Here is a 25,597-nt window from a genome sequence, read left to right as displayed (position 1 = left end):
ACCATGCCACGGAACTTCACCCTGTTCACCGGCCAGTGGGCCGACCTGCCCCTGGAGGAGGTCTGTCGCCTGGCCAAGGACTTCGGCTACGACGGCCTCGAACTCGCCTGCTGGGGCGACCACTTCGAGGTGGACCGCGCGCTCGCCGAGCCCGACTACCTCGCGGGCCGCCACGCGCTGCTCGAGAAGTACGGCCTGAAGTGCTGGGCCATCTCCAACCACCTGCTGGGCCAGGCGGTCTGCGACAACCCCATCGACGAGCGCCACAAGGGCATCCTGGCGCCCCGCATCTGGGGCGACGGCGAGCCCGAGGGCGTGCGCCGGCGGGCCGCGAAGGAGCTGGCCGACACGGCCAGGGCCGCCGCGGCGTTCGGCGTCGAGACCGTCATCGGCTTCACCGGCTCGTCGATCTGGCACCTGGTCGCCATGTTCCCGCCGGTGCCGCCCGGCATGATCGACCGGGGCTACGAGGACTTCGCGGAGCGGTTCAACCCGATCCTCGACGTCTTCGACGCCGAGGGCGTCCGTTTCGCGCATGAAGTACACCCGAGCGAGATCGCCTATGACTACTGGACGACCAAGCGCGCCCTCGAAGCGGTCGACCACCGCCCGGCGTTCGGGCTGAACTTCGACCCGAGTCACTTCGTCTGGCAGGACCTCGACCCGGTCAACTTCCTGTACGACTTCCAGGACCGCATCTACCACGTGGACTGCAAGGAGGCCCGCCGCCGCCTCGACGGCCGCAACGGCCGCCTCGGCTCCCACCTCCCGTGGGGCGACCCCAGGCGCGGCTGGGACTTCGTCTCCGCGGGCCACGGCGACGTGGCGTGGGAGGACGTCTTCCGGATGCTGACGGCCATCGGCTACGACGGGCCCATCTCGGTCGAGTGGGAGGACGCGGGCATGGACCGCCTCGCGGGCGCCCCCGAGGCCCTGGCCCGCCTGAAGGCGTTCGACTACCCTCCGCCCACGGCCTCGTTCGACTCGGCCTTCGGCGGCGACTCCTGAGCCGCGGGCCCGCGCCTCCCCGGCGCGGGCCCCTCCAACCACCGGCGGGCTTCCTCGAGCTCGGCCTCGTTCTTCCCAGGATCAACGCTCCCCGTCCGGTCACCCCGCAGGATCCGCCCCGCGTAGTAGGCGGCGTGGATGGCATACCGGAAGTCGAGCAGGGGCATCAGCGCCCGCTCCACCTCTTCCGCGGCGAGCACCCCCTCCCGCAGATACGCGCGCAGCAGCGGCTCGGCCCGCTCGGGCCCGCCGCCGTAGAGCACGGCCGACGCCACGTCGTACATCAACGGCCAGCACCCCGCCGCGCCCCAGTCGATGAGCCCGCACACGCCCGTGGCCTGGTCGCGGCGGAAGGCCTCGGGCGCGGGATCGCCGTGCACCGGGCCCCATGTGAGCGTCGCGGGGTCGAGCGCCGCGAGCCGCTTCATGACGCCGTCGAGCGCCGGGCGGATCCAGGGCCGCAGCGCGAGCACGTCCTCCGAGTCGGCCGGGTGGCCCAGCGGCGCCGGGGCCACGGCGGCGCCGCGCAGCACGGCGTGGACCCGCCCGAGGGTGGCGCCCATGTCCACCAGGTCGCGCTCGCCCTCCCCGGTCAACTCCTCGCCGCCAAGCCAGCGCAGCAGCGCGACGGCGTGGCCGTCGACGTCGACCGAGAGGTCACCGCCGAACGCCGCGACGGGCGCCCCGGTCGGGATCCCGGCCGCCGCGACGCGGACGGCGAGCGGCAGCCCCACACGGAAGGCGGCCAGGTGGGGCGCGTCCAGGGGCACGGCCTTGGCGACCCAACGGGCGCCGCCCTCCCTGACGGTGAACGTGCGCGAGTTCATCCCGCCACCGTCCAGAACGGTGACTTCGGCGTCGGCGAGGCCCCAATGGGCCGCCAGGGCAAGGGAGATGGCCCGCGGGTGCGGGGAAGTGGGTGACACGGTGAGTCTCCGGGATCGACGAGAAGCCCCCGCCGACCGCGGCAAGGGCACTGACCTCGGGCGCGGGCTCGAACACCCGCCAGGACTCACCTCACGCGGACCATGCTACGGCGTCTCTGCGGCGGCGAGGCGGTCTCGGATGTCGTGATGGCCGTCGCCCTCGGCGACGCCGACCCGGGAGGCCGTACTCCACGAGCGCCGTGCCCGCGGCGTGGGCGCCCGCCGACGGTGTCGGTCACCCGCACCACCGGGTCGCCCCGGTGGACAACCGTCTTCGGCGGGCCGGGCCGCTGCTCATCTGCCGCTCATACCGTCGCTCGGGCGGCCCCGCAGGCAGGCCGAGGACCAGGGGATCGGGCAGGGGGAGGCGTGGTCGGGGTCGGGGCAGATCGTGTGGGTCAGGGCCGTGCACAGGGCGTTCGCGCGCTCCCGCGTCGTCACCACGTCGACCGTGACCTCATGGACCGCCCGTGCGCCGGGATCCGCGCCCGGGTACTCGGCCCGCCACTGCTCGGGCAGCTCCTCGTAGAGGTCGTCCCCCCGCGGCCGTTCAGCGAGCGCAAGCGAGAACCGCGACGGGCCCGCGTCGAGCAGCCGACGGCACCCCGTGGCGACCCGGGCCGCGTCCTCGGCGGTCGCGTAGACGCCGATGCGGATCTCGAAGGGCTGGTCGAGGGGCGCGGGCGTCGCGGCCCTCACTCGTCGTCCGCCTCTCCCTCGTCCTCGTCGGGGTCCTCCTCGGGGACCTCGCCGAACAGGCGGATCTCCCACCACTCCGACGAGGCGTCCTCGTCCTCGGGGTCGGGGTGCATCACGTTCCGCACCTCGACGCCGAGGCCGAGCTCCTGGGCGGCCCTCAGCGCGCTCACGGCCTCGTCGAGCGAGGTGACCCACATCTCACGGAACGGCTCCGGCTCGTCGTTCCTCATGGTCGGCAATCTGTGGATCGTCACGGTGCCTCCCCAGTGGCGCGGCGGTCCCACGGCCATCCTTCCAGACGTGCCGCCCGCCCAACGCCCCGCGGGCTCACGCGCGTTGAACGGCCTCCGCCGCCCGCTCCACCAGCTCGTCGGGCGCCGGGCCGATGTCGATGGCCACGCCGTGCTCGTCCGGCTGGAGCGGCTCCAGGTCGGCGAACTGCGACCGCAGCAGGCCCGCCTTCATGAAGTGGCCCTTCCGCTCCCGCATCCGGCGTTCGATGAGGTCGAAGTCGCCGGTGAGATGGACGAAGAAGACGTCGGGCGACGCCGCGCGCAGCCGGTCGCGGTAGCGCCGCTTGAGCGCCGAGCACGTCATCACGCCACCGCCGCCCGCCAGGTCCCGCTCGGCAAGCCACGCGCCGAGCGCGTCGAGCCAGGGCGCCCTGTCCTCGTCGGTCAGCGGGGTGCCCGCCGACATCTTGGCCACGTTGGCCGGCGGGTGGAAGTCGTCGGCCTCGGCCAACGGGACGTCGAGCCGCCGCGCCAACCCCTCGGCGACGGTCGTCTTTCCCGAGCCCGAGACGCCCATCACGATGATCGTGGAAGATGCCATGCGCCCACTATCCGGCGCCGCACGCGCGTTGACCAAACGCCCGCGCCCCCCGGCGTCAGTCCCGTGGCGACAGCAGCCCCCACGTCCGGCGCAGATCCGTCTCCGACTCGCGGCCGTTGCTCACGATCGCGCCGAGCGCCTGCCGCGCCTGCCCGGGCGCCGCGTCGAGCACGCGGTCGGCCGCCTCGGCCTGCACCACCATGCCCGCCACCCGCTGCCCCGTGATGTCGTACATCTCGCGCACGATCTCGATCCGCTGGGTCGCGAGCGCCGCCTCGCGCCGCGCGGAGCGCATCAGCGCGGCGGTCTCGGCGCGTTCGGCCAGCTGCCTGCCCAGGCAGCGGCGGCAGCGCGCCCGGTAGCCGATCGCCCAGGCCAGCGTCAACGGCACCGACCAGCCGATCACCAGCTCGGCCGTGCCCTCCGCGCCGCGCGACTCCCGCACCGCCGCGAGCACCGCGGCGCCGATCCCGCCGAACAGCGCGAGCCGCGCCGCCCACGTGGCGCCCCGGTCGGCCACCGCGCAGATGATGACGTAGACGGCCAGGCTCGGCGCCCACAACGACTCGTTCTCCCACACGATCTGGGCCAGGCACGCGAACAGCGCGAGGAGCAGGGTGCCCTCGGGGACCCGCTGCCGCAGGACGACGCCCAGCGTGAGGGAGAGCGTCAACAGGACCGCGAGCGCGCCGTCGTGGCCGCGCAGCGAGGGGTCGACGACGATGTTCACCGCGCACAGGGCGAGCACGAGTGCGGCGAGGAAGAGGTCCACCGTCGCCGAGTGCCGTCGCACACCATCGAATGGACGCTCCATGGCGGCCAGGGTAAGGCCGCGACGGCGTGAACGGGTCGGCCCTGCGGGCGATTCCGCGGCGGGTGCTCCTCCACTCACGGGTGGAGAAACCCCCGGGGAAACCCCCGTTCGCCTCTCCTCCTCGCGCAGGGTGACCGGTTGTCACCCCGGTCGATTAGAGTTGCGGCAGCCGCGTTCTTGGAGGTCCCCGTGTCCGATTCGCCGTCCCGAGTGCCCGTCTCCGAGAAGTCGTCCCGCCCCTCCGTGCTCGCCAGGCTGGGGCCCGCGTCGTTCGGGGCCAGGCCCACGGGCGAGCGCCTCGAGCGCGTCCGCCGCTCCCCGCAGTACCGCGACGGCGCCTTCCGCAACGAAAGGCCGGTGCGCATGGCCGGGTTCGGGGACGCGCTGTCCATGGTGCGGGACTTCGCCCGGCGCGGCGAGCGGCTGCGCAGGACCCCGGCCCGTCCCGTGCCCCTGGCCCGCCCCGCCGCCCCGACCGACGTCCCGGCCTCGGGCCTGCGGCTGACCTGGCTCGGGCACGCCAGCGTGCTCGCCGAGATCGACGGCCACCGGGTGCTGTTCGACCCGGTCTTCGGCAAGCGCTGCTCCCCGTTCTCCTTCGCCGGGCCCAAGCGGCTGCACCCCGTGCCGGTCGCGCTCGCCGAGCTCGGGCGCCTCGACGTGGTGGTCATCTCCCACGACCACTACGACCACCTCGACATGTCCACCATCAGGGAGCTGATCGCGGGCGACGCCGTGTTCGCCGTGCCGCTCGGCGTCGGGGCGCACCTGGAGCGCTGGGGCGTCCCCGAGGCGCGCGTCGTCGAGCTGGACTGGCACGAGTCGGCGACCGTCGGCGGGCTCACCCTGACCGCCACCCCCGGGCAGCACTTCTGCGGCCGCGGCCTGCGGGACCGCTGGCAGACGCTGTGGGCGTCCTGGGTGGTGGCCGGGCCCGAGCACCGTGTCTACCACTCGGGCGACACCGGGTACTTCCCCGGCTTCGCCGAGATAGGCGCCGAGCATGGCCCGTTCGACGCCACCATGGTCCAGATAGGCGCCTACAGCAGCGCGTACTGGCCGGACATCCACATGACGCCTGAGGAGGGCGTGCGCGCGCACCTCGATGTCTCGGGCGGCGCCCCGCACGGCGTGCTGCTGCCGATCCACTGGGGCACGTTCAACCTCGCGATGCACCCGTGGGACGAGCCCGCCGAGCGCACGGTGGCCGAGGCCAAGGCGGTCGATGTCACGGTGGCGGTGCCCAGGCCAGGGGAGTCGTTCGAGCCCGCGGCCGGGCTGCCGGTCAGCTCGTGGTGGGAGTCGGTCGCCGTCCGCCCCGCGCCCGGCGCCCGCACCCCCGACCCCTCGCTCAACGCCCGCCCGGCGGACGGCTGAGCGGTCGCCCCGGCGGGTCGGTCTGGCGGCGGGGGCCATGCCCCACCGGGGCCGTCTGTTTACTTGTGGGGGGTCACGTGCGGCTTTAGGGTGCCCGCAGAGCGCCGTCCCCCCTGGAAGGTCCGTTCATGCCGCCACGCTCCGCGCGGATCACCGCCATCGAGACGCATGACATCCGGTTCCCCACCTCGCGGGAGCTGGACGGCTCCGACGCGATGAGCCCCGACCCCGACCACTCCGCGGCCTATGTCACCCTCCACACCTCGGCGGACGGCGAGCCGGACGGCCATGGCCTCGCGTTCACCATCGGGCGCGGGAACGACGTGCAGGTGGCCGCCATCCGCGCGCTCGCCCCCTATGTGGTCGGCCGGGACGCCGACGAGCTCGCCGCCGACCCCGGCACGCTCTACCGCGACCTGACCGGGGACAGCCAGCTGCGCTGGCTCGGCCCCGAGAAGGGCGTGATGCACATGGCCATCGGCGCCGTGGTGAACGCCGCGTGGGACCTGGCCGCCCGGCGCGCCGGCAAGCCGCTGTGGCGGCTGCTCGCCGACGCCGACCCCGAGTGGCTGCTCTCCCAGGTCGACTTCCGCTACCTGACCGACGCCCTCACCCCCGCCGAGGCGCTCGACCTGCTGCGCCGCGGCAAGGAGGGCTCCGCCGAGCGCGCCGCCGAGCTGCGCGCCCACGGCTACCCCGCGTACTCCGCGTCGCCCGGCTGGCTCGGATACTCCGACGCCAAGCTCACCCGGCTGGCCGAGCGGGCCGTCGCCGAGGGGTTTCCGCAGATCAAGCTCAAGGTCGGCGCCGACATCGACGACGACATCCGCAGGCTGCGCGTGGCCCGCGCCGCCGTGGGCCCCGACGTGCGCATCGCCATCGACGCCAATCAGCGCTGGGACGTCGACGACGCCATCGCCTGGGTCAACGCCCTGCGCGAGTTCGACCCCTACTGGATCGAGGAGCCCACGAGCCCCGACGACGTCCTCGGGCACGCCGCGATCCGCGAGGCCGTCGCCCCCGTCAAGGTGGCCACGGGCGAGCACGCGCCGAACCGAGTGATCGTCAAGCAGCTCCTCCAGGCCCGCGCGATCGACATCGTGCAGCTCGACGCCGCACGCGTCGCCGGGGTCAACGACAACCTCGCCATCCTCCTGCTCGCCGCCAAGCACGGCGTGCCCGTCTGCCCGCACGCCGGGGGCGTCGGTCTGTGCGAGCTGGTGCAGCACCTGGCGATGTTCGACCAGGTCGCCCTCAGCGGCACCACCGAGGGCCGCGTCCTCGAGTATGTCGACCACCTGCACGAGCACTTCCTCGACCCCGCCCGGGTCGTCAGCGGCCGGTACCAGGCGCCGAGCACCCCCGGCTTCTCCGCCGCGATGCGCCCCACGACCCTCGCCGAATATGCCTATCCCGACGGCGAGTTCTGGGCCGCCGAGCTGGCGCCGCGGGAGGTGCCGGGCACGTGAACGACCCGGGTCACGCCCGCGGCGGCGGCCCCGGGGACGAGCCCCGCGCCGCACGTCCGGTGCCCGCCGACGTCCCCGTTCCTGAGGCGATATGAGTCCCGGAGGAGAAATGAGTTCCGGAGGAGCTATGACCGCCCCCGTCATCGACGCCCACCACCACCTGTGGGACCTCGCCGTCCGCGACCAGGACTGGATCACCGGGGAGGCCATGGCGCCCATCCGCCGGGACTTCACCGTGGCCGACCTCGACGCCGAGGCGCGCGCCGCGGGCGTGACGGCCACCGTCGTCGTGCAGACGGTGACGGTGCCGGACGAGACGCCCGAGCTGCTCGCCGTCGCCGCCTCGTCCGACCTGATCGCCGGGGTCGTGGGCTGGACCGACCTGACCGACCCCGGCGTGGCCGACGCGCTGGCTGCCCTCGTCGACGCGCCCGGCGGCGGGCTGCTGACCGGCATCCGCCACCAGGTCCAGGGCGAGCCCGACCCCCGCTGGCTGCTGCGCGACGACGTGCGGCGCGGGCTGCTCGCCGTGGGCGCCGCCGGGCTCGTCTACGACCTGCTTGTCCTGCCCCACCAGCTGCCCGCGGCCGTCGAGGTCGCCGCCCTGCTGCCCGAGGTGACCTTTGTCCTCGACCACCTGGCCAAGCCGCCGATCGCCTCGGGCGAGATCGGGTCATGGGCCGGGGACATCGCCCGCCTCGCCGCGCTGCCCAACACGTTCTGCAAGCTCTCCGGCATGGTCACCGAGGCCGACTGGGCGTCCTGGACCACCGAGGGGCTGCGCCCCTACGCGGACACGGTGATCGGCGCGTTCGGCCCCGACCGGCTGATGTTCGGCTCGGACTGGCCGGTGTGCACCCTCGCCGCGCGCTACGACGAGGTGCTGACGCTGGCCCGCGCGCTCACGTCCCAGCTGAACGCCAACGAGCGCGCCGCCGTCTTCGGCCGGACGGCCTCGCGCGTCTACGGCCTCGGCTTCCCCGGCTGACGTCCCGCGGCCCGCTCCCTGACCTCATGGGCGAGGTCCTTGTCGAGCGCGACGCGCACCAGGCCCGCGGTCAGCCTCGGCACCTCGCGATCCTCGACCAGCCCGCCCAGCGCCCCTGGGGAGCGCGGCAGGCCCACGCGCTCGGCGCCGTCCTGCGCCTTGCCGTCGATGTAGGGGACGTGCTCGGGCCACACGGCCTGGGCCTCCCGCAGGAAGATGTCCACGCCCATCGGGCCGATCCCGGGGAACGCCCGCAGCCGCTCGGCCACGTCGTCGCCCCGCAGCCCGCGCACGTCGCCCCCGTACTCGCGCAGCGCCAGCTCGGCGCCGTCCCCCAGCTGGCGCGCGGTGCGCTCGTCGTAGCGGCGGTAGCCGCCCACGCCCAGCGCGTCCACCCGCTGCTGCCACGTGGCGTCCGCCATGTGCCGCGGGGTCGTCATCCCCGCGTCGAACAGCGCGCGCGCCGCGGCCACCGCCACATCGGCGCGGATGCGCGCCGAGAGCAGATGCGCCAGGACGAGCGCCTGGTACAGCGGCGCGGGTGTGTTCCGCAGGCGGATGCCCGCCTGCTCGGCGTAGGTCTCCCCACAGCGTTCGAGCAGGGCCCGCGCCGTCCTCTCCGTCCGCTCGCTCATGCCGATCACCTCCAGGGAGTCCGTCAGGCCCGGCGGCTCAGTCCGTCTCCGGCCTGAGGTCCCTGAACGCCTCCCGCTCGGCGCGCTCGGACAGCGGCCCGCGCCCGCGCTCGGTGCGGGGCCCGCTCGGGCGCCACTTGGGGTCCTCTTCCAGGGACTTCTTGGCCTCCGCGTTGGCGTGCCGGTCGGGAACGCCCTGGTCCTCGGCGGCCTTGCGCCCATGGGCGCGGTGAATGTCGTACTTCTTGCTGCCCGGTTCAGGCATGCTGCACCACCTCGCGGCGCCGAGTGCCCGGGCGTCGGCCGGTGAAACGCGGGTAGCGTCACCGCGTGGACGCCGTCGATCCGCCGACCGAGTGCTGGCTGACCCCGCGCGCCGAGGTGCGCGGCTCACCGATCCAGGGCCGTGGCCTGTTCGCCACCGCCCCCATCGCGGAGGGCGAGGTCGTGGCGCGGCTGGGCGGGCCGCTGATCGACGACGCCGAGCTGGCCGCGACCTCCCCGCCGAGCAGCTTCACCGTGGCCCCGGGGCTGCACATGGTCACCGACCCCGAGCACCCCGCGAGCCTGGGCAACCACGCGTGCGACCCCAACCTGTGGCACCGGGACGCCGTGACCCTCGAGGCCCGCCGCGCCATCGCCGAGGGCGAGGAGCTGACCTCGGACTACGCCACCATGACCGGCGTGGAGGCGTGGTCGATGGAGTGCCGCTGCGGGAGCGCCCTGTGCCGGGGCAGGGTCACGGGCGCCGACTGGCGCCTGGCGTCCCTCAGGGCCGCCTACGGCCGCCGCTGGACCCCCGCCCTCCTGGCCAAGATCGACAGCGACGGCCAGGGGCGTTACCCCGCGGACCCCGCGGACCCGGCCAGCGGGACCGTGAGCGACGTGCCGCCTTCCGACACGGCCACCGGCTCGCCGTAGCCCTCGGGACCCGCGAGCATGACGCGCCACGGCCCGGGGGCGTTCGCCGCGCGCACGGTCACCGCGTCGCCCTCGCGCCGGGTGGTGAACGTCGTCGGCTCGCCGCCGTCGGGCGATGGCACCGTGGTGACGGTCTCGCCGCCCTCGTCGGGCGCGTGCACCCGCAGCGTCACGCCGTCCGCCCACGCGTACACGGGCGCGTCGTCGGCCGCGCCGAACGGGATCACCGACCCGGGGCGGGCCAGCAGCGGCAGGCTGTCGAAGCCGAACCGCCCGCGCCGCCAGCCGCCGCCGCGCACCGGCTCGCCGGTGAGCACGTGCGTCCACGTCCCCTCGGGCACGTAGTAGTCGACGGCGCCGTCCTCGCTGAACACCGGCGCCACCAGCAGGTCGGACCCCAGCATGTACTGGCGGTCCAGCGTGTGGCAGCCGGGGTCGTCGGGGAACTCGAGCAGCATCGCGCGCATCACCGGCGCGCCCCGCTCGGCCGCCTCGCGCGCCGCGCCCGCCAGATAGGGCATCAGCCGGTGCTTGAGGCGAGTGAAGTCCCGGGTGACGGCCACCGCCTCCTCGTCGTAGTCCCACGGGACCCGGTAGGAGTTGCTGCCGTGCAGCCTGCTGTGCGACGACAGCAGCCCGAACTGCACCCACCGCTTGAACAGCGCGGGCGTCGGGGTGCCCTCGAAGCCGCCGATGTCATGGCTCCAGAAGCCGAACCCGGACAGGCCCAGCGACAGGCCGCCCCGCAGCGACTCGGCCATCGCCTCGAACGTGGACTCGCAGTCGCCGCCCCAGTGCACCGGGAACTTCTGCCCGCCCGCCGTCGCCGAGCGCGCGAACAGGACCGCCTCGCCCTCCCCGCGCCGCTCGGTGAGCACGCCGAACACCGTCTCGTTGTAGAGCTGCGTGTAGTAGTTGTGCATCCGCTCGGGGTCCGAGCCGTCGTACCAGACGACGTCCGTGGGGACCCGCTCGCCGAAGTCCGTCTTGAAGCAGTCCACGCCCTGCCGGGCCAGGGCCCGCAGCTTGTCCGCGTACCAGCGCCTGGCCTCGGGGTTGGTGAAGTCCACCAGCGCCATCCCGGCCTGCCACATGTCCCACTGCCACACGTCGCCGTTGGGCCTGCGCAGCAGGAAGCCGTGCCGCGCCGCCTCGGCGAACAGCGGGGACTTCTGCCCGATGTAGGGGTTGATCCAGACCGAGACGCGCAGCCCGCGCTCCTTGAGCCGGGCGAGCATGCCCTCGGGGTCGGGGAAGACCGCGGGGTCCCAGGTGAAGTCGCACCACTGGTACTCGCGCATCCAGAAGCAGTCGAAGTGGAAGACGCTCAGCGGGATGTCGCGCTCGGCCATGCCCTGGACGAAGCGGCTGACGGTCGCCTCGTCGTAGTCGGTCGTGAACGACGTGGAAAGCCAGAGCCCGAACGACCACGCGGGCGGGAGCGCGGGGCGGCCGGTCAGCGCCGTGTAGCGGTCCAGGATCTCCTTGGGCGTCGGCCCGTGGATGACCAGGTACTCGATCGACTGGCCCTCGACGCTGAACTGCGCCTGCCCGACCGCCTCGGAGCCGATCTCGTAGGAGACCTGGCCCGGGTGGTTGACGAAGACGCCGTAGCCGCGGTTGGTGAGGTAGAACGGCACGTTCTTGTAGGCCTGTTCGCTGGCCGTGCCGCCGTCCGCCTGCCAGATGTCGACGGACTGGCCGTTGCGCGTGAACGGCGTGAACCGCTCGCCGAGCCCGTACACCAGCTCGCCCACGCCGAGCGAGAGCTGGCCGAGCGCGTGCTGCCGCCCATCCTCCGTCGTGACGAAGCCCGTGCCGCGCTTCCCGGCCGAGGTGAGCACGCGCCCCTCGGCGACGAAGTCGAGGCGCCAGGGCGCCGCGGTGTCCACGCGCAGCGTGAGCGAGCCGCTCGACAGCTCGACGACCGAGCCGTCCACGGCCGTCTTCGCCCGGTGCCCCGGATCCCCGGCGAGCGGGAAGCGCGGCCCGCGCTCCGCCGTTCCCGCGTGGTGCGTCGACCTGACCGCGATGACGCCATCGGCCGGGGCGTGGCACTCGACCGTGAGCAGCGGGGAGTTGAGGGTGTGCCCGCGCACCTCGACGGGGCGCACGGCCGCGTGGAGGACGAGGCGGTCGTCCAGGACCGTCGTGTCGGCGACCTGCTTGGCGAACGCCGCCGAGACGCCGTCGCGGATGAGCCAGTAGCCGTCGGTGAACTTCACTGCCACTCCTGCTTGTGGTGGGCTATCAGCTCCCGGTACCAGCGATAGCTGTCCTTCGGGAGTCGTTCGAGGGTGTCGTAGTCGACGCGGACGATGCCGAAGCGCTTCGCGTAGCCGAAGGCCCACTCGAAGTTGTCCATGAGCGACCAGACGTAGTACCCGCGCACATCGACGCCCGCGTCCACGGCCGCGGCCAGGGCGTGCAGATGGTCGCGGAGGTAGGCGACCCGGTCGGCATCGTGGACCTGCCCGTCGTCGGCGACGGAGTCGTCCTCGGCCGAACCGTTCTCGGTGATGATCACCGGCGGCAGCTCCGGGTAGCGCCGGCCGAGGTCGACCAGCAGATCGGTGAACGTGTGCGGGACGACGGGCCAGCCCATCGTCGTGCGCCGCACGTCCTGCCGCCAGGACTCCTCGACGCCGATGTCCACGGCCGTGCGGGCCGCGGGGTCGGCCGCGCGGTGCGGCGCGTCGGCGATGGTGATCGGCCGGTAGTAGTTGACGCCGACGAAGTCCAACGGGGCGGCGATCGTGATCAGGTCGCCCTCCCGCCGGTAGGAGCCGTCGGCGAGATCGCCCCAGGTCTCCCGCTCGTGCTCGGGGTAGCGCCCGGCGAACAGCGGGTCGAGCCACACCGCGTTGTGCAGCGTCTCGGCGCGGCGCACCGCGGCCAGGTCGGCGGGCGACTCGGTCGCGGGCAGCAGCCGGTCGGGGTTGAGCGTGATGCCGACCTCCCGCGCGCCCGCCTCGCGCAGCGCCCGCACCGCGAGCCCGTGCCCCACCAGCAGGTGGTGCGCCGCGGCCAGCGCGCCCCGGCCCTCGCGCGCCCCCGGCGCGTGCCGCCCGATGGCGTAGCCGACGAACGCCGAGCAGAACGGCTCGTTGAGCGTGATCCAGCGGTCCACGCGGTCGCCGAGCCGGTCGACGACCAGCCGCGTGTACTCGGCGAAACGCTCCGCAGTCTCCCGCACGCGCCAGCCGCCCCGGTCCTCCAGGGCCTGCGGCAGGTCCCAGTGGTAGAGCGTGGCGGCCGGGGCGATCCCGGCGGCGAGCAGCTCGTCGACGAGCCGGTCGTAGAAGTCGAGCCCCTCCGCGTTGGCGGGCCCGGCGCCCGTCGGCTGGACGCGCGGCCAGGCGACGGAGAACCGGTAGCTGTCCACGCCGAGTTCACGCAGCAGCGCGACGTCCTCGCGGTAGCGGTGGTAGTGGTCGCACGCGATGTCGCCGGTGGCCCCTTCGGCCACGCGGCCGGGCTCGCGGCAGTAGGTGTCCCAGATGGAAGGGCCGCGCCCGCCCACGTCGTGGGCGCCCTCGATCTGGTAGCTGGCGGTCGCGGCGCCGAAGAAGAATCCGCGCGGGAACCGGGGGAACCCGGCGCCCTCGCGCACGGTGGTCGGATCGGTGGTTCGGTCGGTGGTTCGGTCGGTGACAGTCATGGCGGTGGCCGGCCTCACTTGAGTGAACCGCCGGCGATCCCGGCGGCGATGTACTTCTGGGCAACGACGAGGAGTATCGCCGCCGGTATCGCCGACAAAACGGCCGTGGCCATCACCGCTCCCCAGTCGCTCACATGCGCGCCGATGAACTGGTAGATGCCGAGCGTCACGGGCCTGACGTCGTCGGTCGTGTTGAGCGTGAGCGCGAAGATGAAGTCGGCCCACGCGAAGAGGAACGCGAAAAGCCCCGAGGTGATCAGCGCGTTCCTGCTCATCGGCAGGACGATCCTGACGAACGCGGTGAACCGGTTGGCCCCGTCCACCATCGCCGCCTCCACCACCTCGGTGGGGATGGACACCATGAACGCCCGCAGCAGCACGATCGCGAACGGCAGCCCGAGCGACGCGTCGGCCAGGATCAGGCCCAGATAGGAGTTGACCAGCCCCAGCTCGGCATACGCGCTGTAGAGGGCGTTGGCCACCACGATGCCCGGCACCATCTGCGTGATCAGCGTGGAGAAGACGATGGCGCCCCCGCCCCTGAGCCCGAAGTGCGCGAGCCCGTACGCGGCGGGCGCGGCGAGCGCGAGGCACACCGCGACCGCGCCCAGCGACACCACCAGGCTGGTCACCAGCGAGCCGCCCTGGGTGTCCAGGGCGTGGGAGAAGTTCTCGAAGCTCGCCGAGGTCGGGATCAGATCGGCCGACGCGATGCTGGTGTGCGGCTGGAGCGCGGTGCTGATCATCCAGTACACGGGGAAGAGCATCACCGCGAGGATCAGCAGCGCGGCCGCGGTGTTCCAGGCGCGCCGGGCCCGGCCGCGTTCACGGCCGCGTTCACGGCCGCGTTCACGGTGCCCCGAGGTCACGGTCCCTGACATGGCACTCACTTCCCTGCCCTGAGATCGGCGCGGTTGACGCGCAGGTACAGCACCGCGAAGACGGCGCTGATGAGGATGAGGACATTTCCGACCACCGCGCCCTGGCCGAAGTCGAGCTGGAGGAACGACAGTTGGTAGGTGAGCGTGCCCAAGGTCTGGGTGGAGTCGGCGGGCCCGCCGCCGGTCAGCGCCAGGATCAGGTCGAGGATCTTGATCGTGGACATGAACCCGAGGACAAGCACCACGGTCACCACGGGCCGCAGCAGCGGAAGCGTCACGCTGCGGAACGTCCGCCACGGGCTCGCCCCGTCGAGCGCGGCCGCCTCGTACAGCTCGCGCGGGATCTCCTGGAGCCCGCCGTAGAGGATCACCATGTTGAACGGGATGCCGATCCAGATGTTCACCAGGATCGCCGAGAGCAGCGCCACGCTGGGGCTGCTCAGCCAGGGCACGCCGTCGGACGAGAGGCCGACGGTGCCGAGGAAGCTGTTGAGCACGCCATGGTCCTCGTCCATGATCCGCCGCCAGACCACCGCGGAGACCACCATGGGCACCAGCCAGGGCAGCAGCAGGATCGCCCGGACGAAGCCCGAGAGGCGGAAGCGCCGCGAGAAGAAGACCGCGAGGGCGAGGCCGAGGGTGAACTGGCCCGCGAGCGACCCCACGGTGAACAGGATCGTCTGCCACAGCGCGTCGCCGAACAGGTCGTTGTCGAAGACCCGCCGCCAGTTGTCGAGCCCGTTGAACGGTGCCTCGCCGGTGAAGTACGTGCGCGGCGTGAACTCCTGGAAGCTCATCACCACGTTGCGGACCAGGGGATAGCCGAAGAAGGCCAGCAGATAGGCCAGGGCGGGGGCCACGAAGAGCCACCGCGTGAGCCGTCGGGAGCGCATCGTCGTCCTCACTCCCCGGCCGTGGCCTGGCGCTGGGCGGTGCCGAGCGCGTCGTCGGGCGACTGCCTGCCGGTCAGCACGGACTGGAACGCGCCCGCGAGCGCCGTCTCCACGACCGGCCAGCGGGTGCCCACCTCGCCGGTGCGCGACCGCGCGGTCAGCACCAGGTCGGCGAACGGCGCGAGCTCGGGGTTCTGCTCGCGGTAGGCCGCCGCGGCCGAGGCGCGGGTGGGCACGTTGTTCACGCGCTCGCCCCAGGCCAGCTGGTTCTCCTCGGAGTTGAGGCACGTCAGGACGCGGCCCGCGTTCTCCTCGCGCTCGCGGTCCCCGTCGTTCCTCGGCACCGCCATCACCGTGCCGCCGATCGGCGGGACCGGGTCGCCGCCCGCCTCGGGCACCGGGATGCTGGCCACCGCCCAGTCCACGTCGTCCTGCGCGCTCAGCACGGGCACCTGCCACGGGCCGTTGATCATCATCGCGGCCCGCCCCGATATGAACTGGTCGTTGACGTCCTGCTGGTTCCAGTTGACGACGGAGCGCGAGGCGGACCCGTCGTCCACCAGGTCCTTCCACAGCTGGAGCGCGGGCGCGCCCGCGCCGTCGTCCAGCCGCGCCTCGTCGCCGCCCGCCGACCAGAAGAACGGCAGGAACTGGTAGACGCCGTCCGCGTTCGGGCTGGCGCTGAACGCCATGCCATAGGTGTCGCCCTGGGTCAGCGCGGCCGCGGTGGTCTCCAACTCCTCCCAGGTGGCCGGAGGTTCGAGGCCCGCCTCGGCCAGCAGCGCCGTGTTGTAGACCAGCGCGAGCGAGTTGACGGAGCGGGCCACGCCGTACTGGACCCCGTCGTGGGAGCCGAGCGCGTTCGCGCTGTCGGAGAGCCCCGAGGTGTCCACGCCGACCTCGTCGATCGGCCGCAGCCCGTCCGTCTCCGCGAACTGCGGCAGCTCGGAGCCGTCGAGCTCGAGGATGTCGGTCAGCGAGTCGGACGAGGCCATGCGCAGCGCCTTCGACGCGACCTGGTCGGCGGGCACGCTCACCTGCTCGACCCGCAGGCCGAGCGGCTCGGCGCAGCGGTCGAAGAAGTCCTGGTTGGCCTCGTGCTCGGCGGTGTCGGTCGCCGAGTTGAGCACCGTGACGGTGCCGGGGTCGGGCTCGGCGGCGCAGCCGGAGAGCCCGGCGGCGGTCACGGCACCGGCCAGGGCCAGGGCCACGGCGGGCGCGGCTCTGCGCCCGGATCTCGATCGCATCGGTTCGACGGCTCCTTCGGTCAGGGGTGCGGCGGAGGTATGGGGGGACCCCCGGCGAGGCGGGGCGGGATCAGCTCGTGGCGGGGCGGCCCCGCGTCGATCGCCGCGACGGCGAGCCCGGCGACGGCGGCCGACATCCGCCCCACGGGCAGGTCGATGCGCGGCAGCCGCCCGGGGCCCGCCTCGTCGGGCAGGCTGCCGACCAGCACGACGGCGAGCTCGTCGGGTGACCCGCGCCCGAGCGCGGCCAGCTCGTCGAGCAGCGTGTCGAGCGGGATGAGGTGCTGCACGATCAACGCGGTCGGCGCGGGGCTCACGCGAAGCGCGCGCCGCAGCCTGGCCCGCAGCTCGTCGGGGTCGGCGCTCGACGGGCAGACCCGCACATCGGCGCCGGTCTCGAGGGCGGCGGCCTCGGCGCCCGACAGGCCGTGCATCGCGTAGCCCCTGCGGGCGGCGATCTCGTGGTCGGCCGAGGCCCAGAACACGATCCGCCGGTGCCCCGCGGCCACCGTCTCCCGCACGGCAAGGGCGACGGCCGCGGCCCAGTCGAGGTCCACCCAGGACAGCTCGGCCTCGTCGCGCTCGTTCCCGTGGCCCAACAGGGCGGTCGGGAAGCCGAGGTCGCGCAGGGCCGCGATCCTGGGGTCGGCCTCGGCGACCGCCATGAGGATCGCGGCGTCGGCGAGGCCGCTGCGCGCGACGCGGCGCAGCCCGCCCACGCCGTCGGGGTCCGTCATCATCAGCAGGTCGTAGCCGTGGTCGCGCGCCGCGTCGCTGATCTCCACGGCGAACCGCCCGTCCATGGCCCGGTACTTCCCGCGCTCCCTCGGCACGGCGAGCACCAGCACCTCGCTCCGCGCGCGGCGCAGCGTCCGCGCGCTGGCGCGCGGGTGGTAGCCCAGCTCGGCGATGGCGGCGCGCACCGCCGTCGCGGTCTCATCGGAGATCTTCCGCGAGCCGCTGAGGACGTACGACACCGTGCTGGGCGCGACCCCCGCGCGCTCGGCGACGTCCTTGATCGTTGCCATCCCGGTCCCTTTGGGGTGAGGTGTTCGCCCACTCGTTCATCGAATCGATTCGATCGACGGCAACGGGATGCTACGCACGTTCGTGCGGTTTCGACAAGGGGTTCCCCTCCGGGGAGGCACCGGGGCCCGGCCGCCGTCGGTGGTTCCGGTGGATGTCCGGGCGTGGCCGGAAGGTGTGGCTGGGGCTTGCGGCACCGGCCGCCAGGCGCGGCAGAGAAGCCAGCCGCACCCGCGCCACGGTCCTGGTGCGGCCGGAGTGGGTACCGCGGGCCCGGCCACCGGGCGGTGTCCTTCAGGGGCGCCGTGCGAGGCGCCATGTGCCGCCGAGGGGTGGGGCGAGCCAACTCGGGGCCCGGGTGCGGAAGTCGGCCGTGGGGAGTGCGCCCGCGCCCGCGGGGAGCGCGCCCAGGAGCGGGGCGCCCGCCACCTCGGGCAGGTCGGTCAGGTTGCAGCGCGCGGCCAGGTCGGGCGCGGTGGGCCAGCTGCCCACCACCACGCCCGCCGGGGCCAGCCCCCGGGCCCGCAGCGCCTCCGCCGTGAGCGCGGTGGCGTTGAGCGTGCCGAGGCCCGCCTCGGCGACGATCAGCACGGGGGCGCCGAGCAGCACGGCCGCGTCCGCGAGGGTCCCGCCCGCGTCGTCGAACCGCACCAGCAGCCCACCGGCGCCCTCGACCAGCACCAGGTCGTGCGCCTCGGCCAGCTCATCGGCCGCCTTGGCCGCGTCCGCGGGCGCCACCGGCGGCAGCCCCGCCCGCCGCGCGGCCGTCGCGGGCGCCAGCGGCTCGGGGTAACGCGCCAGCTCCCTGGTGGTCAAGGGGGCGGTCGACGGGCCGGTCGACGGACCGGCGAGCCGCGCCACTTCGGCCAGGTCGCCGTCCTCGCCGCCCCCGACCCCGGTCTGCGCGGGCTTGAGCACCGCGACCGAACGCCCCGCCGCCCGCGCGGCCACCGCGAGCGCCGCCGTCACCACCGTCTTGCCGACCCCGGTGCCCGTCCCGGTCACGACGAGCACACGCCCCGGCGGACCGCCGTTCACGCCACGCCCGTTCATGCCACGCCCGTTCACGCCGCCGCCCGTGCCGCCGCGCACGCCGCGTCGCAGATCAGCGCCAGATCCGCGTCGTCGGTCACATAGGGCGGCATCGTGTAGACCAGGTTGCGGAAGGGGCGCAGCCACACGCCGAGGCCCACCGCCGCGCGCGTCGCCGCGGCGACGTCCACCTCGCGGTCGAGCTCGATCACGCCGATCGCGCCGAGCGTCCGCACCTCGCGCACCCCAGGCAGCGCCTCGGCCGCGGCGAGCCCGGCCCGCAGGCCCGCCTCGACCCTGGCCACCTCGGCCGCCCAGTCCCCCGAGAGCAGCAGCCCGATCGAGGCGTCCGCGACGGCCGAGGCCAGCGGGTTGCCCATGAACGTCGGCCCGTGCGCGAGCACCGGCACCTCGCCGCGCGAGATCCCCTCCGCCACGCGCGACGTGCACAGCGTCGCCGCCATCGACAGATAGCCGCCGGTCAACGCCTTGCCCACGCACATCACATCGGGCGCCACCCCCGCGTGGTCCGCGGCGAACAGCGTGCCCGTCCGGCCGAACCCCGTGGCGATCTCGTCGAACACCAGCAGCACGTCGTGCTCCGAGCACGCCTCCCGCAGCACCCGCAGATAGCCGGGGGAGTGGAACCGCATGCCGCCGGCGTTCTGCACCACCGGCTCCACGATCACCGCCGCCACCTCGGCCGCGTGCCGCGCGATCAGCTCGCGCAGCGCGCGGGCGTACGCCGGGTCGGGCTCGGCGTCGTATCCGGCGGGCGGCACGTCGGCGAAGATCTGCCGGGGCAGCGCCCCCGACCAGATGTCGTGCATTCCGCCCTCGGGGTCGCACACCGACATCGGGTGCCACGTGTCGCCGTGGTACCCGCCGCGCCACGTCAGCAGCCGCCGCTTGCCGCCGCGCCCCAGCGAACGCCAGTACTGGAGGCACATCTTGATGGCCACCTCGACCGAGACCGAGCCCGAGTCGGACAGGAAGACATGGCGCAGCGGGGCGGGCGTGATGTCCACGAGGCGCTTGGCGAGCCGCACCCCGGGCTCATGGGTGAGCCCGCCGAACATCACATGGCTCATGCGGCCCAGCTGCTCGGTCGCCGCGGCGTTGAGCACCGGGTGGTCGTAGCCGTGCAACGCCGACCACCACGACGCCATGCCGTCCACCAACTCCCGCTGCCCCCACGCCGGTCGGGCCAGCCGCAGCCGCACCCCCGAGGCCGACTCGACGACCAGCGGCTCATGCCGTCCCGGCATCGGGCCATAGGGGTGCCACACGTGCTCGCGGTCGAGGGCGAGCAGCTCGTCGGGCTCCAGCGCGGGCGACGGCGCGGGCACAGGCTCACGCATTGGGCGGCAGCTCCGTGCCCGCGCCCCTGCGGCGCACCGCCACCAGGTCGCGCGCCCGGTGCTCGGGCAGCGTCGTGGTCTCCGCGCCCTCGACCTCGAAGCCCGCGTCGGCGATCATGTCGAGGTCGGCCTGCCCCGCCTGGCCCTCGCTGGTCAGATAGTCGCCCAGGAAGATCGAGTTGACGATGTGCAGCGCGAGCGGCTGCAACGACCGCAGGTGCAGCTCGCGGCCGCCCGAGAGCCGCACCTCGGCGTCGGGGCAGACGAACCGCACCATCGCCAGGATCCGCAGCGCCCGTCGCGGCGTCAGCTCCCACGTTCCCGCCAGGGGCGTTCCTTCGAACGGGATCAGGAAGTTGACCGGCACCGAGTCGGGGTCGAGGGCGCGCAGCGCGAACACCACGTCCACCAGGTCCTCGTCGCTCTCGCCCATCCCCGCGATGATCCCCGAGCACGCCGACATCCCGGCCGCCTTCGCCCGTTCGACCGTCGAGACGCGGTCGCCGAACTCGTGGGTCGTGCAGATGTCGCGGTAGGTGGCCTCGGAGGTGTTGAGGTTGTGGTTGTACGCGTCGGTGCCCGCCTCGCGCAGCCGCTCGGCCTGGCCCTCGCCCAGCAGCCCAAGGCACGCGCACACCTCGACGTCCGCGTGCCGCTCGCGGATCGCCGCGATCGTCTCGGAGACCCGGTCCACGTCGCGGTCGGTAGGGCCGCGGCCGCTGGCCACCAGGCACACGCGCTTGGCGCCGCCCGCGACCCCGGCGCTCGCGGCGTCCGCGGCCTCGCCGGGCTTGAGCCAGGTGTATTTCAGGATCCCGGCCTTGGAGCCGAGGCGCTGGGAGCAGTAGGAGCAGTCCTCGGGGCACAGGCCCGACTTGAGGTTGACCAGGTAGTTGAGCTTCACCCGCCGCCCGAACCACTGGCGGCGCACCTTCCCGGCCGCGGCGACCACGTCGAGCAGCTGGTCGTCGGTGGTCGCCAGCACGGCCAGCGCCTCGTCGCGGGTGGGCGCCTCGCGGCGAAGTCCCTTGTCCACCAGGGTGTTCAGCAGGTCCATGCGCTCGATCCTCGCCCACGCGCGGCGGCCCGGCCAAGGAGGGAACGTACAACAGGCCAGGGCGCCGAATGTGCACATCGCCACTGACGCCCGGCATGGCCGCCCGTTACCTTTATGGGCAGCCCACAAGGGGACGGTGGGACCACGGGACAACGGGAGGGCCGCGGCCGGTGCACGACGCCCTCGGCTGGCTCGACGACGAGGCCGCGCGCCGCCACCGAGCCGGGCTGCACCGCGAGTTGCGCCCCCGCGCCGCCGACGCGGCACCGCTCGACCTGGCGGGCAACGACTACCTCGGCCTGGCCCGCCACCCCGAGGTGATCGCCGCCGCCGTCGAGGCGGCCGAGCGCTGGGGCGCGGGCGCCACCGGCTCGCGCCTGGTCACGGGGAGCACCGCGCTGCACGCCGAACTCGAGGCGGAGCTCGCGGACTTCTGCGGCTTCGAGGCCGCGCTCGTGCTGGCCTCCGGCTATGCCGCCAATCTCGCCGCCCTCACCGCACTGGGCGGCCGCGGAACGCTGATCGCCTCCGACGCGGGCAACCACGCCTCGCTCATCGACGGCTGCCGCCTGGCCCACGCCGAGGTCGCGGTGGTGCCGCACGCCGACCCCGCCGCGTTCGACAAGGCCCTCGACCGCCACCAGGGGCGCGCGCTGGCCGTCACCGACTCGGTGTTCTCGGTCGACGGCGACGCCGCCCCGCTGCCCGCGCTCGCCGCGGTGTGCAGGGAGCGCGGCGCCGCGTTGATCGTCGACGACGCCCACGGCCTCGGCGTGCTGGGCGAGGGCGGCCGGGGCGCGGTCGCCGCCGCCGGGCTCGCGGGCGCCCCCGACGTGGTCGCGACGGTCACCCTCTCCAAGTCGCTCGGCAGCCAGGGCGGCGCGGTCCTCGGCCCGCGCCGCGTGATCGACCACCTGGTCAACGCCGCCCGCACGTTCATCTTCGACACCGGCCTCGCCCCGGCCGCCGCGGGCGCCGCGCTCGGCGCCCTGCGGCTGCTGCGCCGCGAGCCCGGACGCGCCGAGCGCGCCAGGTCCCACGCGGCCACCCTGCACCGGCGGCTGACCGCGGGCGGGCTGAGCGCCGCGCGCCCCGACGCCGCGGTGGTGTCGGTCCGCGCGCCCTCGCCCGAGGCCGCGGTCGGCTGGGCGGCGGAGTGCCGCGCCGCGGGCGTCGCGGTGGGCTGCTTCCGCCCGCCGTCCGTCCCCGACGGCGTCTCGCGGCTGCGCCTGACCGCCCGCGCCGACCTGACCAGGGGCGCGCTCAACCGCGCGTTGGCGACCATCCTCACCACGGCCCCGCGCCCATGACGCCGCCCCTGAAGCCGCCCGGGCGTGTCACGGGTGCGCGTGCCCGCGGTGGCGCGGTTACGTTGAGGGCGGCAGGGACCAGCAGCCCCACGGCAGGAGACCTCCGGTGACAGACGACGCGTCCACCCCCCGCTCCGACCCGGTCTCGAAGATCGACACGTCCGTGCCGCACTCGGCCAGGATCTGGAACTACTGGCTCGGCGGCAAGGACAACTACGAGGTGGACCGCGCGGCGGGCGACGCCTACCGCAGGGCGTTCCCCGGCATCGTGGACATCGCCCGCGCCTCGCGGCAGTTCCTGGCCCGCTCGGTGCGCTTCCTGGCGCGCGATGCGGGCCTCCGCCAGTTCCTCGACGTCGGAACGGGCCTGCCCACCGCCGACAACACCCACCAGATCGCCCAGCGCGTCGCCCCCGACTCCCGCGTCGTCTACGTGGACAACGACCCGCTGGTGCTGATGCACGCGCACGCCCTGCTGACGTCGACGCCCGAGGGCGCGACCGAGTACATCGAGGCTGACCTGCGCGACCCCGAGGAGATCCTGCGCCGCGCGGCGGGGACGTTGGACCTGTCGCGCCCCGTCGGGCTGATCCTCAGCGGCATCCTCGGCCATGTGCCCACCTACGAGGGCGCGCGCGACATCGTCCGCGGGCTCATGGGCGGGCTGCCCCCCGGCAGCCATCTCTCGCTCAACGAGGGCACCGACACCGACGACGTCTACGTCAGCGCCCAGCGGGAGTACAACGAGTCGGGCGCCATCCCCTACCGGCTGCGCACGATGGACGAGATCGCCGGGTACTTCGACGGCCTCGAGCTGGTCGAGCCCGGTGTCGTCCCCGTCACCCGCTGGCGGCCCGAGCTGGCCGCGATCGGCGAGCCGCAGGACCTCGGCCAGGCGGGCGGCGTCGGCCGCAAGCCCTGATCCGTCGCCTCCCCTACCGGCCCCGCGTGGCCGGGTGTACCCTGAACGTGGCACGTCCGTACGCCCCTTTCCGGCGTCCGTGCCCTTCACTCCGCGGCCTTGTCGCCGCTTCTCGCGCGGCTCCCGCACTCCGTGGGGCGCGTTTCCCGGCACCGGCCCCAGGGTCCCGCGCGCCGCTCACCGGCGCCGCCCGAGGCCGTTCGCCCCGCCGTGCTCACGGCGTCCACCCCTCACCCGGCCCTGTCCGCACCACCCCTGGAGATCCCCCGTATGACCATCACCGCACCCGCACCCGCACTCGACCGCGCGCCCGACCGCGCGCCGACCGCCGCCACCGACGAGCGGGTCGCCGGGCTCCTCGCCCCGGCCGAAGGCCGCGAAGGCCGCGAGGGCCACCTCGTCATCCGCGCCGACGGCTATCTGCCGGGCCCTGGCGACATCCCGCTCCACCCCGACCAGGCCCGCCGCCACGGGCTGCGCCCCGGCGACCACGTCGAGGGCACCGTGACCCGGCGGGGCGCGGGGCGGAACGCCTCGCGCCGCCTCGCGCGCCTCGACCTGGTCGAAGGGCAGCGGCCCGAACGCCTCGCCGACCGCCCGGAGTTCGCCTCCCTCACCCCCGTCCACCCGAATCGCCGCCTCACCCTCGAGACCACCAGGGGCCAGCTCGCCACCCGCGTCATCGACCTGCTGACGCCCATCGGCAAGGGCCAGCGCGGGCTGATCGTGGCGCCGCCCAAGACCGGCAAGACCATGATCCTCAAGGCCGTCGCCGGAGCCCTGGCCCACAACCACCCCGAGTGCCACGTCATGGCCGTCCTGCTCGACGAGCGCCCCGAGGAGGTCACCGACATGCGCCGCTCGGTGCCCGCCGAGGTCATCGCGTCGCCGTTCGACCGGCCCCCGCGCGACCACACGGCCGTCGCCGCGCTCGCGGTCGAACGCGCCAAGCGCCGCGTCGAGCGCGGCGAGGACGTGGTGATCCTGCTCGACTCCCTCACCCGCCTGTGCCGCGCCCACAACATGGCCGCGCGCTCCACCGGGCGCGTGCTCAGCGGCGGCGTCGACGCCTCCGCGCTGCACCCGCCCAAGCGCCTGTTCGGCGCGGCCCGCGCGATCGAGGGCGGCGGCTCGTTGACCATCCTGGCCACCGCCCTGGTGGACACCGGCTCCCGCGCCGACGACTTCTTCTTCGAGGAGCTCAAGAGCACCGGCAACATGGAGCTGCGCCTCGACCGCGTGCTGGCGGGGCGCCGCGTCTTCCCCGCCGTGGACCTCGACCCCTCGGGCACCCGCCGCGAGGAGATCCTCACCCCGCCCGCCGAGCTGGCCGCCGTGCACGGGCTGCGCAGGGCGCTGGGGGACCGCGACCCGCGCCAGGCCGTCGAGATCCTGCTCGACCGGCTGCGGGAGACGGGCAGCAACGCGGAGTTCCTGCGCCGCGTCAGCCTGACGACCCTCCCCGTCTGACCCGGCCCGCGCCCTTGGCGCGGCTCGGCTGCACGCGCGGGGGCTCGCCCTCGACCTTCGGGTGGTCGGGCGGGTAGGGCAGATCGCCCAGGCCGTGCTCCCGCTCGTCGCGGTCGGCCAGCTCGAGCGCGGCGTCGAGGCGGCAAGGGCGCTCGGCCATCGCGGCGTGCACGTCGCCCACCGCCGTGAACCGCGCGGGCATCGACGCCAGGTCGAAGTCCTCGGGCACCGCCTCGGGCACCTCGTCCCACCGCAGCGGCGCCGACACCGGGGCCAGCGGGCGGGGGCGCACGGAGTAGGCGCTCGCGATCGTCCGGTCGCGGGCGGTCTGGTTGTAGTCGACGAAGATCCGCTCGCCGCGCTCCTCCTTCCACCACGCGGTGGTGATCCGCTCGGGCGCGCGCCGCTCGAGCTCCCGCGCGATGGCGATGGCCGCGCGCCGCACCTGCGGGAACGTCCACTCCGGCACGATCGGCACGAAGACGTGCAGCCCGCGCCCGCCCGAGGTCTTCGGCCAGCCCACAAGGCCCAGCTCATCGAGCAGCGGCCGCAGCTCGCCCGCCGCCCGCACCGCGTCCGCGTACCCGGTGCCAGGCTGCGGGTCGAGGTCGATCCGCAGCTCGTCGGGGTGCTCGGTGTCCGCGCGCCGCACCGGCCAGGGGTGGAACGTCAGACAGCCGAGGTTGGCCGCCCAGACGACCGCGGCCGTCTCGTTCGGACAGATCTCGTCCGCGTGGCGACCGCTCGGGAACGAGATCCGCCCGGTCGGGATCCAGTCGGGCAGGTGCTTGGGCGCGCGCTTCTGGAAGAACGACTCGCCCCCGACGCCCTCCGGGTAGCGCTCCAACGTGGTCGGCCGGTCCTTCAGGGCCCGCACGATGCCGTCCCCGACCGCGATGTAGTACCGCGCGAGGTCGAGCTTGGTGAAGCCGCGCTCGGGGAAGTACACCCGGTCGGGATTGCTCAGCCTGACCGTGTGCTCACCGACGGTCAGCTCGAGGGCGTTCGCCATGTCGCCACCGTAGGCCGGGGCACTCGAACGCGCCCGTCGGCGGGCGGCACCCGG

25 protein-coding genes are annotated in these 25,597 nt (G+C 74.1%); 8 read left to right on the top strand and 17 right to left on the bottom strand.

The window, feature by feature from the left end:
* Positions 1-3 precede the first annotated feature (3 nt).
* On the top strand, positions 4-1,008 hold the full coding sequence (locus tag D7318_RS10065; protein WP_120696559.1) for a sugar phosphate isomerase/epimerase family protein: 1,005 nt from the start codon (positions 4-6) through the stop codon (positions 1,006-1,008).
* Here D7318_RS10065 and D7318_RS10060 read toward each other — a convergent pair.
* The 5 genes from D7318_RS10060 to D7318_RS10040 all read right to left on the bottom strand — a co-directional run bounded on the left by D7318_RS10060 (position 957) and on the right by D7318_RS10040 (position 4,281).
* Complete coding sequence (locus D7318_RS10060) at positions 957-1,934, bottom strand: phosphotransferase enzyme family protein (RefSeq protein WP_147437653.1); 978 nt, start codon at positions 1,932-1,934, stop codon at positions 957-959. The genes D7318_RS10065 and D7318_RS10060 overlap by 52 nt on opposite strands.
* A 294-nt stretch (positions 1,935-2,228) precedes the next feature.
* Positions 2,229-2,633: a hypothetical protein gene (locus D7318_RS10055; RefSeq protein ID WP_120696557.1), complete on the bottom strand. Its 405-nt coding sequence runs from the start codon at positions 2,631-2,633 to the stop codon at positions 2,229-2,231.
* Positions 2,630-2,863, bottom strand: a complete 234-nt coding sequence (locus tag D7318_RS10050) for a hypothetical protein (RefSeq protein WP_120696556.1) — start codon at positions 2,861-2,863, stop codon at positions 2,630-2,632. The genes D7318_RS10055 and D7318_RS10050 overlap by 4 nt, the downstream gene beginning before the upstream one ends.
* 97 nt (positions 2,864-2,960) lie before the next feature.
* Complete coding sequence (locus tag D7318_RS10045) at positions 2,961-3,467, bottom strand: gluconokinase (protein WP_120696555.1); 507 nt, start codon at positions 3,465-3,467, stop codon at positions 2,961-2,963.
* A gap of 55 nt (positions 3,468-3,522) precedes the next feature.
* On the bottom strand, positions 3,523-4,281 hold the full coding sequence (locus D7318_RS10040; RefSeq protein ID WP_120696554.1) for a DUF7134 domain-containing protein: 759 nt from the start codon (positions 4,279-4,281) through the stop codon (positions 3,523-3,525).
* A gap of 189 nt (positions 4,282-4,470) precedes the next feature.
* Between D7318_RS10040 and D7318_RS10035 the strand changes: the two genes are divergently transcribed.
* The 3 genes from D7318_RS10035 (at position 4,471) to D7318_RS10025 (ending at position 8,115) form a co-directional block, all read left to right on the top strand.
* On the top strand, positions 4,471-5,658 hold the full coding sequence (locus D7318_RS10035) for an MBL fold metallo-hydrolase (RefSeq protein WP_408055469.1): 1,188 nt from the start codon (positions 4,471-4,473) through the stop codon (positions 5,656-5,658).
* A gap of 128 nt (positions 5,659-5,786) precedes the next feature.
* Positions 5,787-7,127, top strand: coding sequence for an enolase C-terminal domain-like protein (locus tag D7318_RS10030; RefSeq protein ID WP_120696553.1), 1,341 nt, complete (start codon positions 5,787-5,789; stop codon positions 7,125-7,127).
* 109 nt (positions 7,128-7,236) lie between these two features.
* Positions 7,237-8,115 (top strand): amidohydrolase family protein, encoded by an 879-nt coding sequence (locus D7318_RS10025; RefSeq protein WP_408055468.1) that lies wholly within the window; start codon positions 7,237-7,239, stop codon positions 8,113-8,115.
* On the opposite strand, the gene D7318_RS10020 is transcribed toward D7318_RS10025, so the two are convergent.
* Positions 8,091-8,750, bottom strand: a complete 660-nt coding sequence (locus D7318_RS10020) for an HhH-GDP family DNA glycosylase (RefSeq protein WP_120696680.1) — start codon at positions 8,748-8,750, stop codon at positions 8,091-8,093. The genes D7318_RS10025 and D7318_RS10020 overlap by 25 nt on opposite strands.
* Positions 8,751-8,787: 37 nt before the next feature.
* Positions 8,788-9,015, bottom strand: coding sequence for a hypothetical protein (locus D7318_RS10015; protein ID WP_120696551.1), 228 nt, complete (start codon positions 9,013-9,015; stop codon positions 8,788-8,790).
* A 65-nt stretch (positions 9,016-9,080) separates the two neighbouring features.
* Between D7318_RS10015 and D7318_RS10010 the strand changes: the two genes are divergently transcribed.
* Entirely contained in the window at positions 9,081-9,671 is a 591-nt protein-coding gene (locus tag D7318_RS10010; RefSeq protein ID WP_120696550.1) for an SET domain-containing protein, read from the top strand.
* On the opposite strand, the gene yicI is transcribed toward D7318_RS10010, so the two are convergent.
* The 9 genes from yicI to bioB form a co-directional block, all read right to left on the bottom strand.
* On the bottom strand, positions 9,590-11,896 hold the full coding sequence (gene yicI, locus D7318_RS10005; protein ID WP_120696549.1) for an alpha-xylosidase: 2,307 nt from the start codon (positions 11,894-11,896) through the stop codon (positions 9,590-9,592). The genes D7318_RS10010 and yicI overlap by 82 nt on opposite strands.
* Positions 11,893-13,332 (bottom strand): GH1 family beta-glucosidase, encoded by a 1,440-nt coding sequence (locus D7318_RS10000; RefSeq protein ID WP_120696548.1) that lies wholly within the window; start codon positions 13,330-13,332, stop codon positions 11,893-11,895. Before D7318_RS10000 ends, yicI begins: the two co-directional genes overlap by 4 nt.
* A 14-nt stretch (positions 13,333-13,346) precedes the next feature.
* Entirely contained in the window at positions 13,347-14,099 is a 753-nt protein-coding gene (locus tag D7318_RS09995) for a carbohydrate ABC transporter permease (protein WP_230423623.1), read from the bottom strand.
* Positions 14,100-14,218: 119 nt separating this feature from the next.
* A complete protein-coding gene (locus D7318_RS09990) occupies positions 14,219-15,106 on the bottom strand; it encodes a carbohydrate ABC transporter permease (protein ID WP_120696547.1) in 888 nt (295 codons plus the stop codon).
* A gap of 8 nt (positions 15,107-15,114) precedes the next feature.
* The gene (locus tag D7318_RS09985; RefSeq protein ID WP_120696546.1) at positions 15,115-16,353 is read right to left on the bottom strand and encodes a sugar ABC transporter substrate-binding protein; all 1,239 of its coding nucleotides are present in this window, start codon (positions 16,351-16,353) and stop codon (positions 15,115-15,117) included.
* 20 nt (positions 16,354-16,373) lie between these two features.
* The gene (locus tag D7318_RS09980) at positions 16,374-17,381 is read right to left on the bottom strand and encodes a LacI family DNA-binding transcriptional regulator (protein WP_120696545.1); all 1,008 of its coding nucleotides are present in this window, start codon (positions 17,379-17,381) and stop codon (positions 16,374-16,376) included.
* A gap of 292 nt (positions 17,382-17,673) precedes the next feature.
* Complete coding sequence (bioD, locus tag D7318_RS09975) at positions 17,674-18,432, bottom strand: dethiobiotin synthase (protein ID WP_120696678.1); 759 nt, start codon at positions 18,430-18,432, stop codon at positions 17,674-17,676.
* A gap of 11 nt (positions 18,433-18,443) precedes the next feature.
* Positions 18,444-19,772, bottom strand: coding sequence for an adenosylmethionine--8-amino-7-oxononanoate transaminase (locus D7318_RS09970; RefSeq protein WP_120696544.1), 1,329 nt, complete (start codon positions 19,770-19,772; stop codon positions 18,444-18,446).
* Entirely contained in the window at positions 19,765-20,829 is a 1,065-nt protein-coding gene (bioB, locus tag D7318_RS09965) for a biotin synthase BioB (RefSeq protein ID WP_120696543.1), read from the bottom strand. The genes D7318_RS09970 and bioB overlap by 8 nt, the downstream gene beginning before the upstream one ends.
* Before the next feature lie 170 nt (positions 20,830-20,999).
* Between bioB and D7318_RS09960 the strand changes: the two genes are divergently transcribed.
* From D7318_RS09960 to rho, 3 genes are all read left to right on the top strand, one after another.
* Complete coding sequence (locus D7318_RS09960; RefSeq protein ID WP_230423592.1) at positions 21,000-22,139, top strand: 8-amino-7-oxononanoate synthase; 1,140 nt, start codon at positions 21,000-21,002, stop codon at positions 22,137-22,139.
* Positions 22,140-22,245: 106 nt separating this feature from the next.
* Complete coding sequence (locus tag D7318_RS09955; protein WP_120696541.1) at positions 22,246-23,061, top strand: SAM-dependent methyltransferase; 816 nt, start codon at positions 22,246-22,248, stop codon at positions 23,059-23,061.
* A gap of 270 nt (positions 23,062-23,331) precedes the next feature.
* A complete protein-coding gene (gene rho, locus D7318_RS09950; protein ID WP_120696540.1) occupies positions 23,332-24,531 on the top strand; it encodes a transcription termination factor Rho in 1,200 nt (399 codons plus the stop codon).
* Here rho and ligD read toward each other — a convergent pair.
* Positions 24,506-25,543: a non-homologous end-joining DNA ligase gene (ligD, locus tag D7318_RS09945; RefSeq protein WP_120696539.1), complete on the bottom strand. Its 1,038-nt coding sequence runs from the start codon at positions 25,541-25,543 to the stop codon at positions 24,506-24,508. The two genes, rho and ligD, sit on opposite strands and share 26 nt — an antisense overlap.
* Positions 25,544-25,597: the final 54 nt, after the last annotated feature.

Origin of the sequence: Streptomyces radicis, assembly GCF_003626575.1 — a bacterium.
Taxonomy (GTDB): domain Bacteria; phylum Actinomycetota; class Actinomycetes; order Streptomycetales; family Streptomycetaceae; genus Streptomyces; species Streptomyces radicis.
The sequence above is the reverse complement of the archived record's forward strand: the minus strand, read 5'-3'. Positions and strand labels throughout refer to the sequence as shown.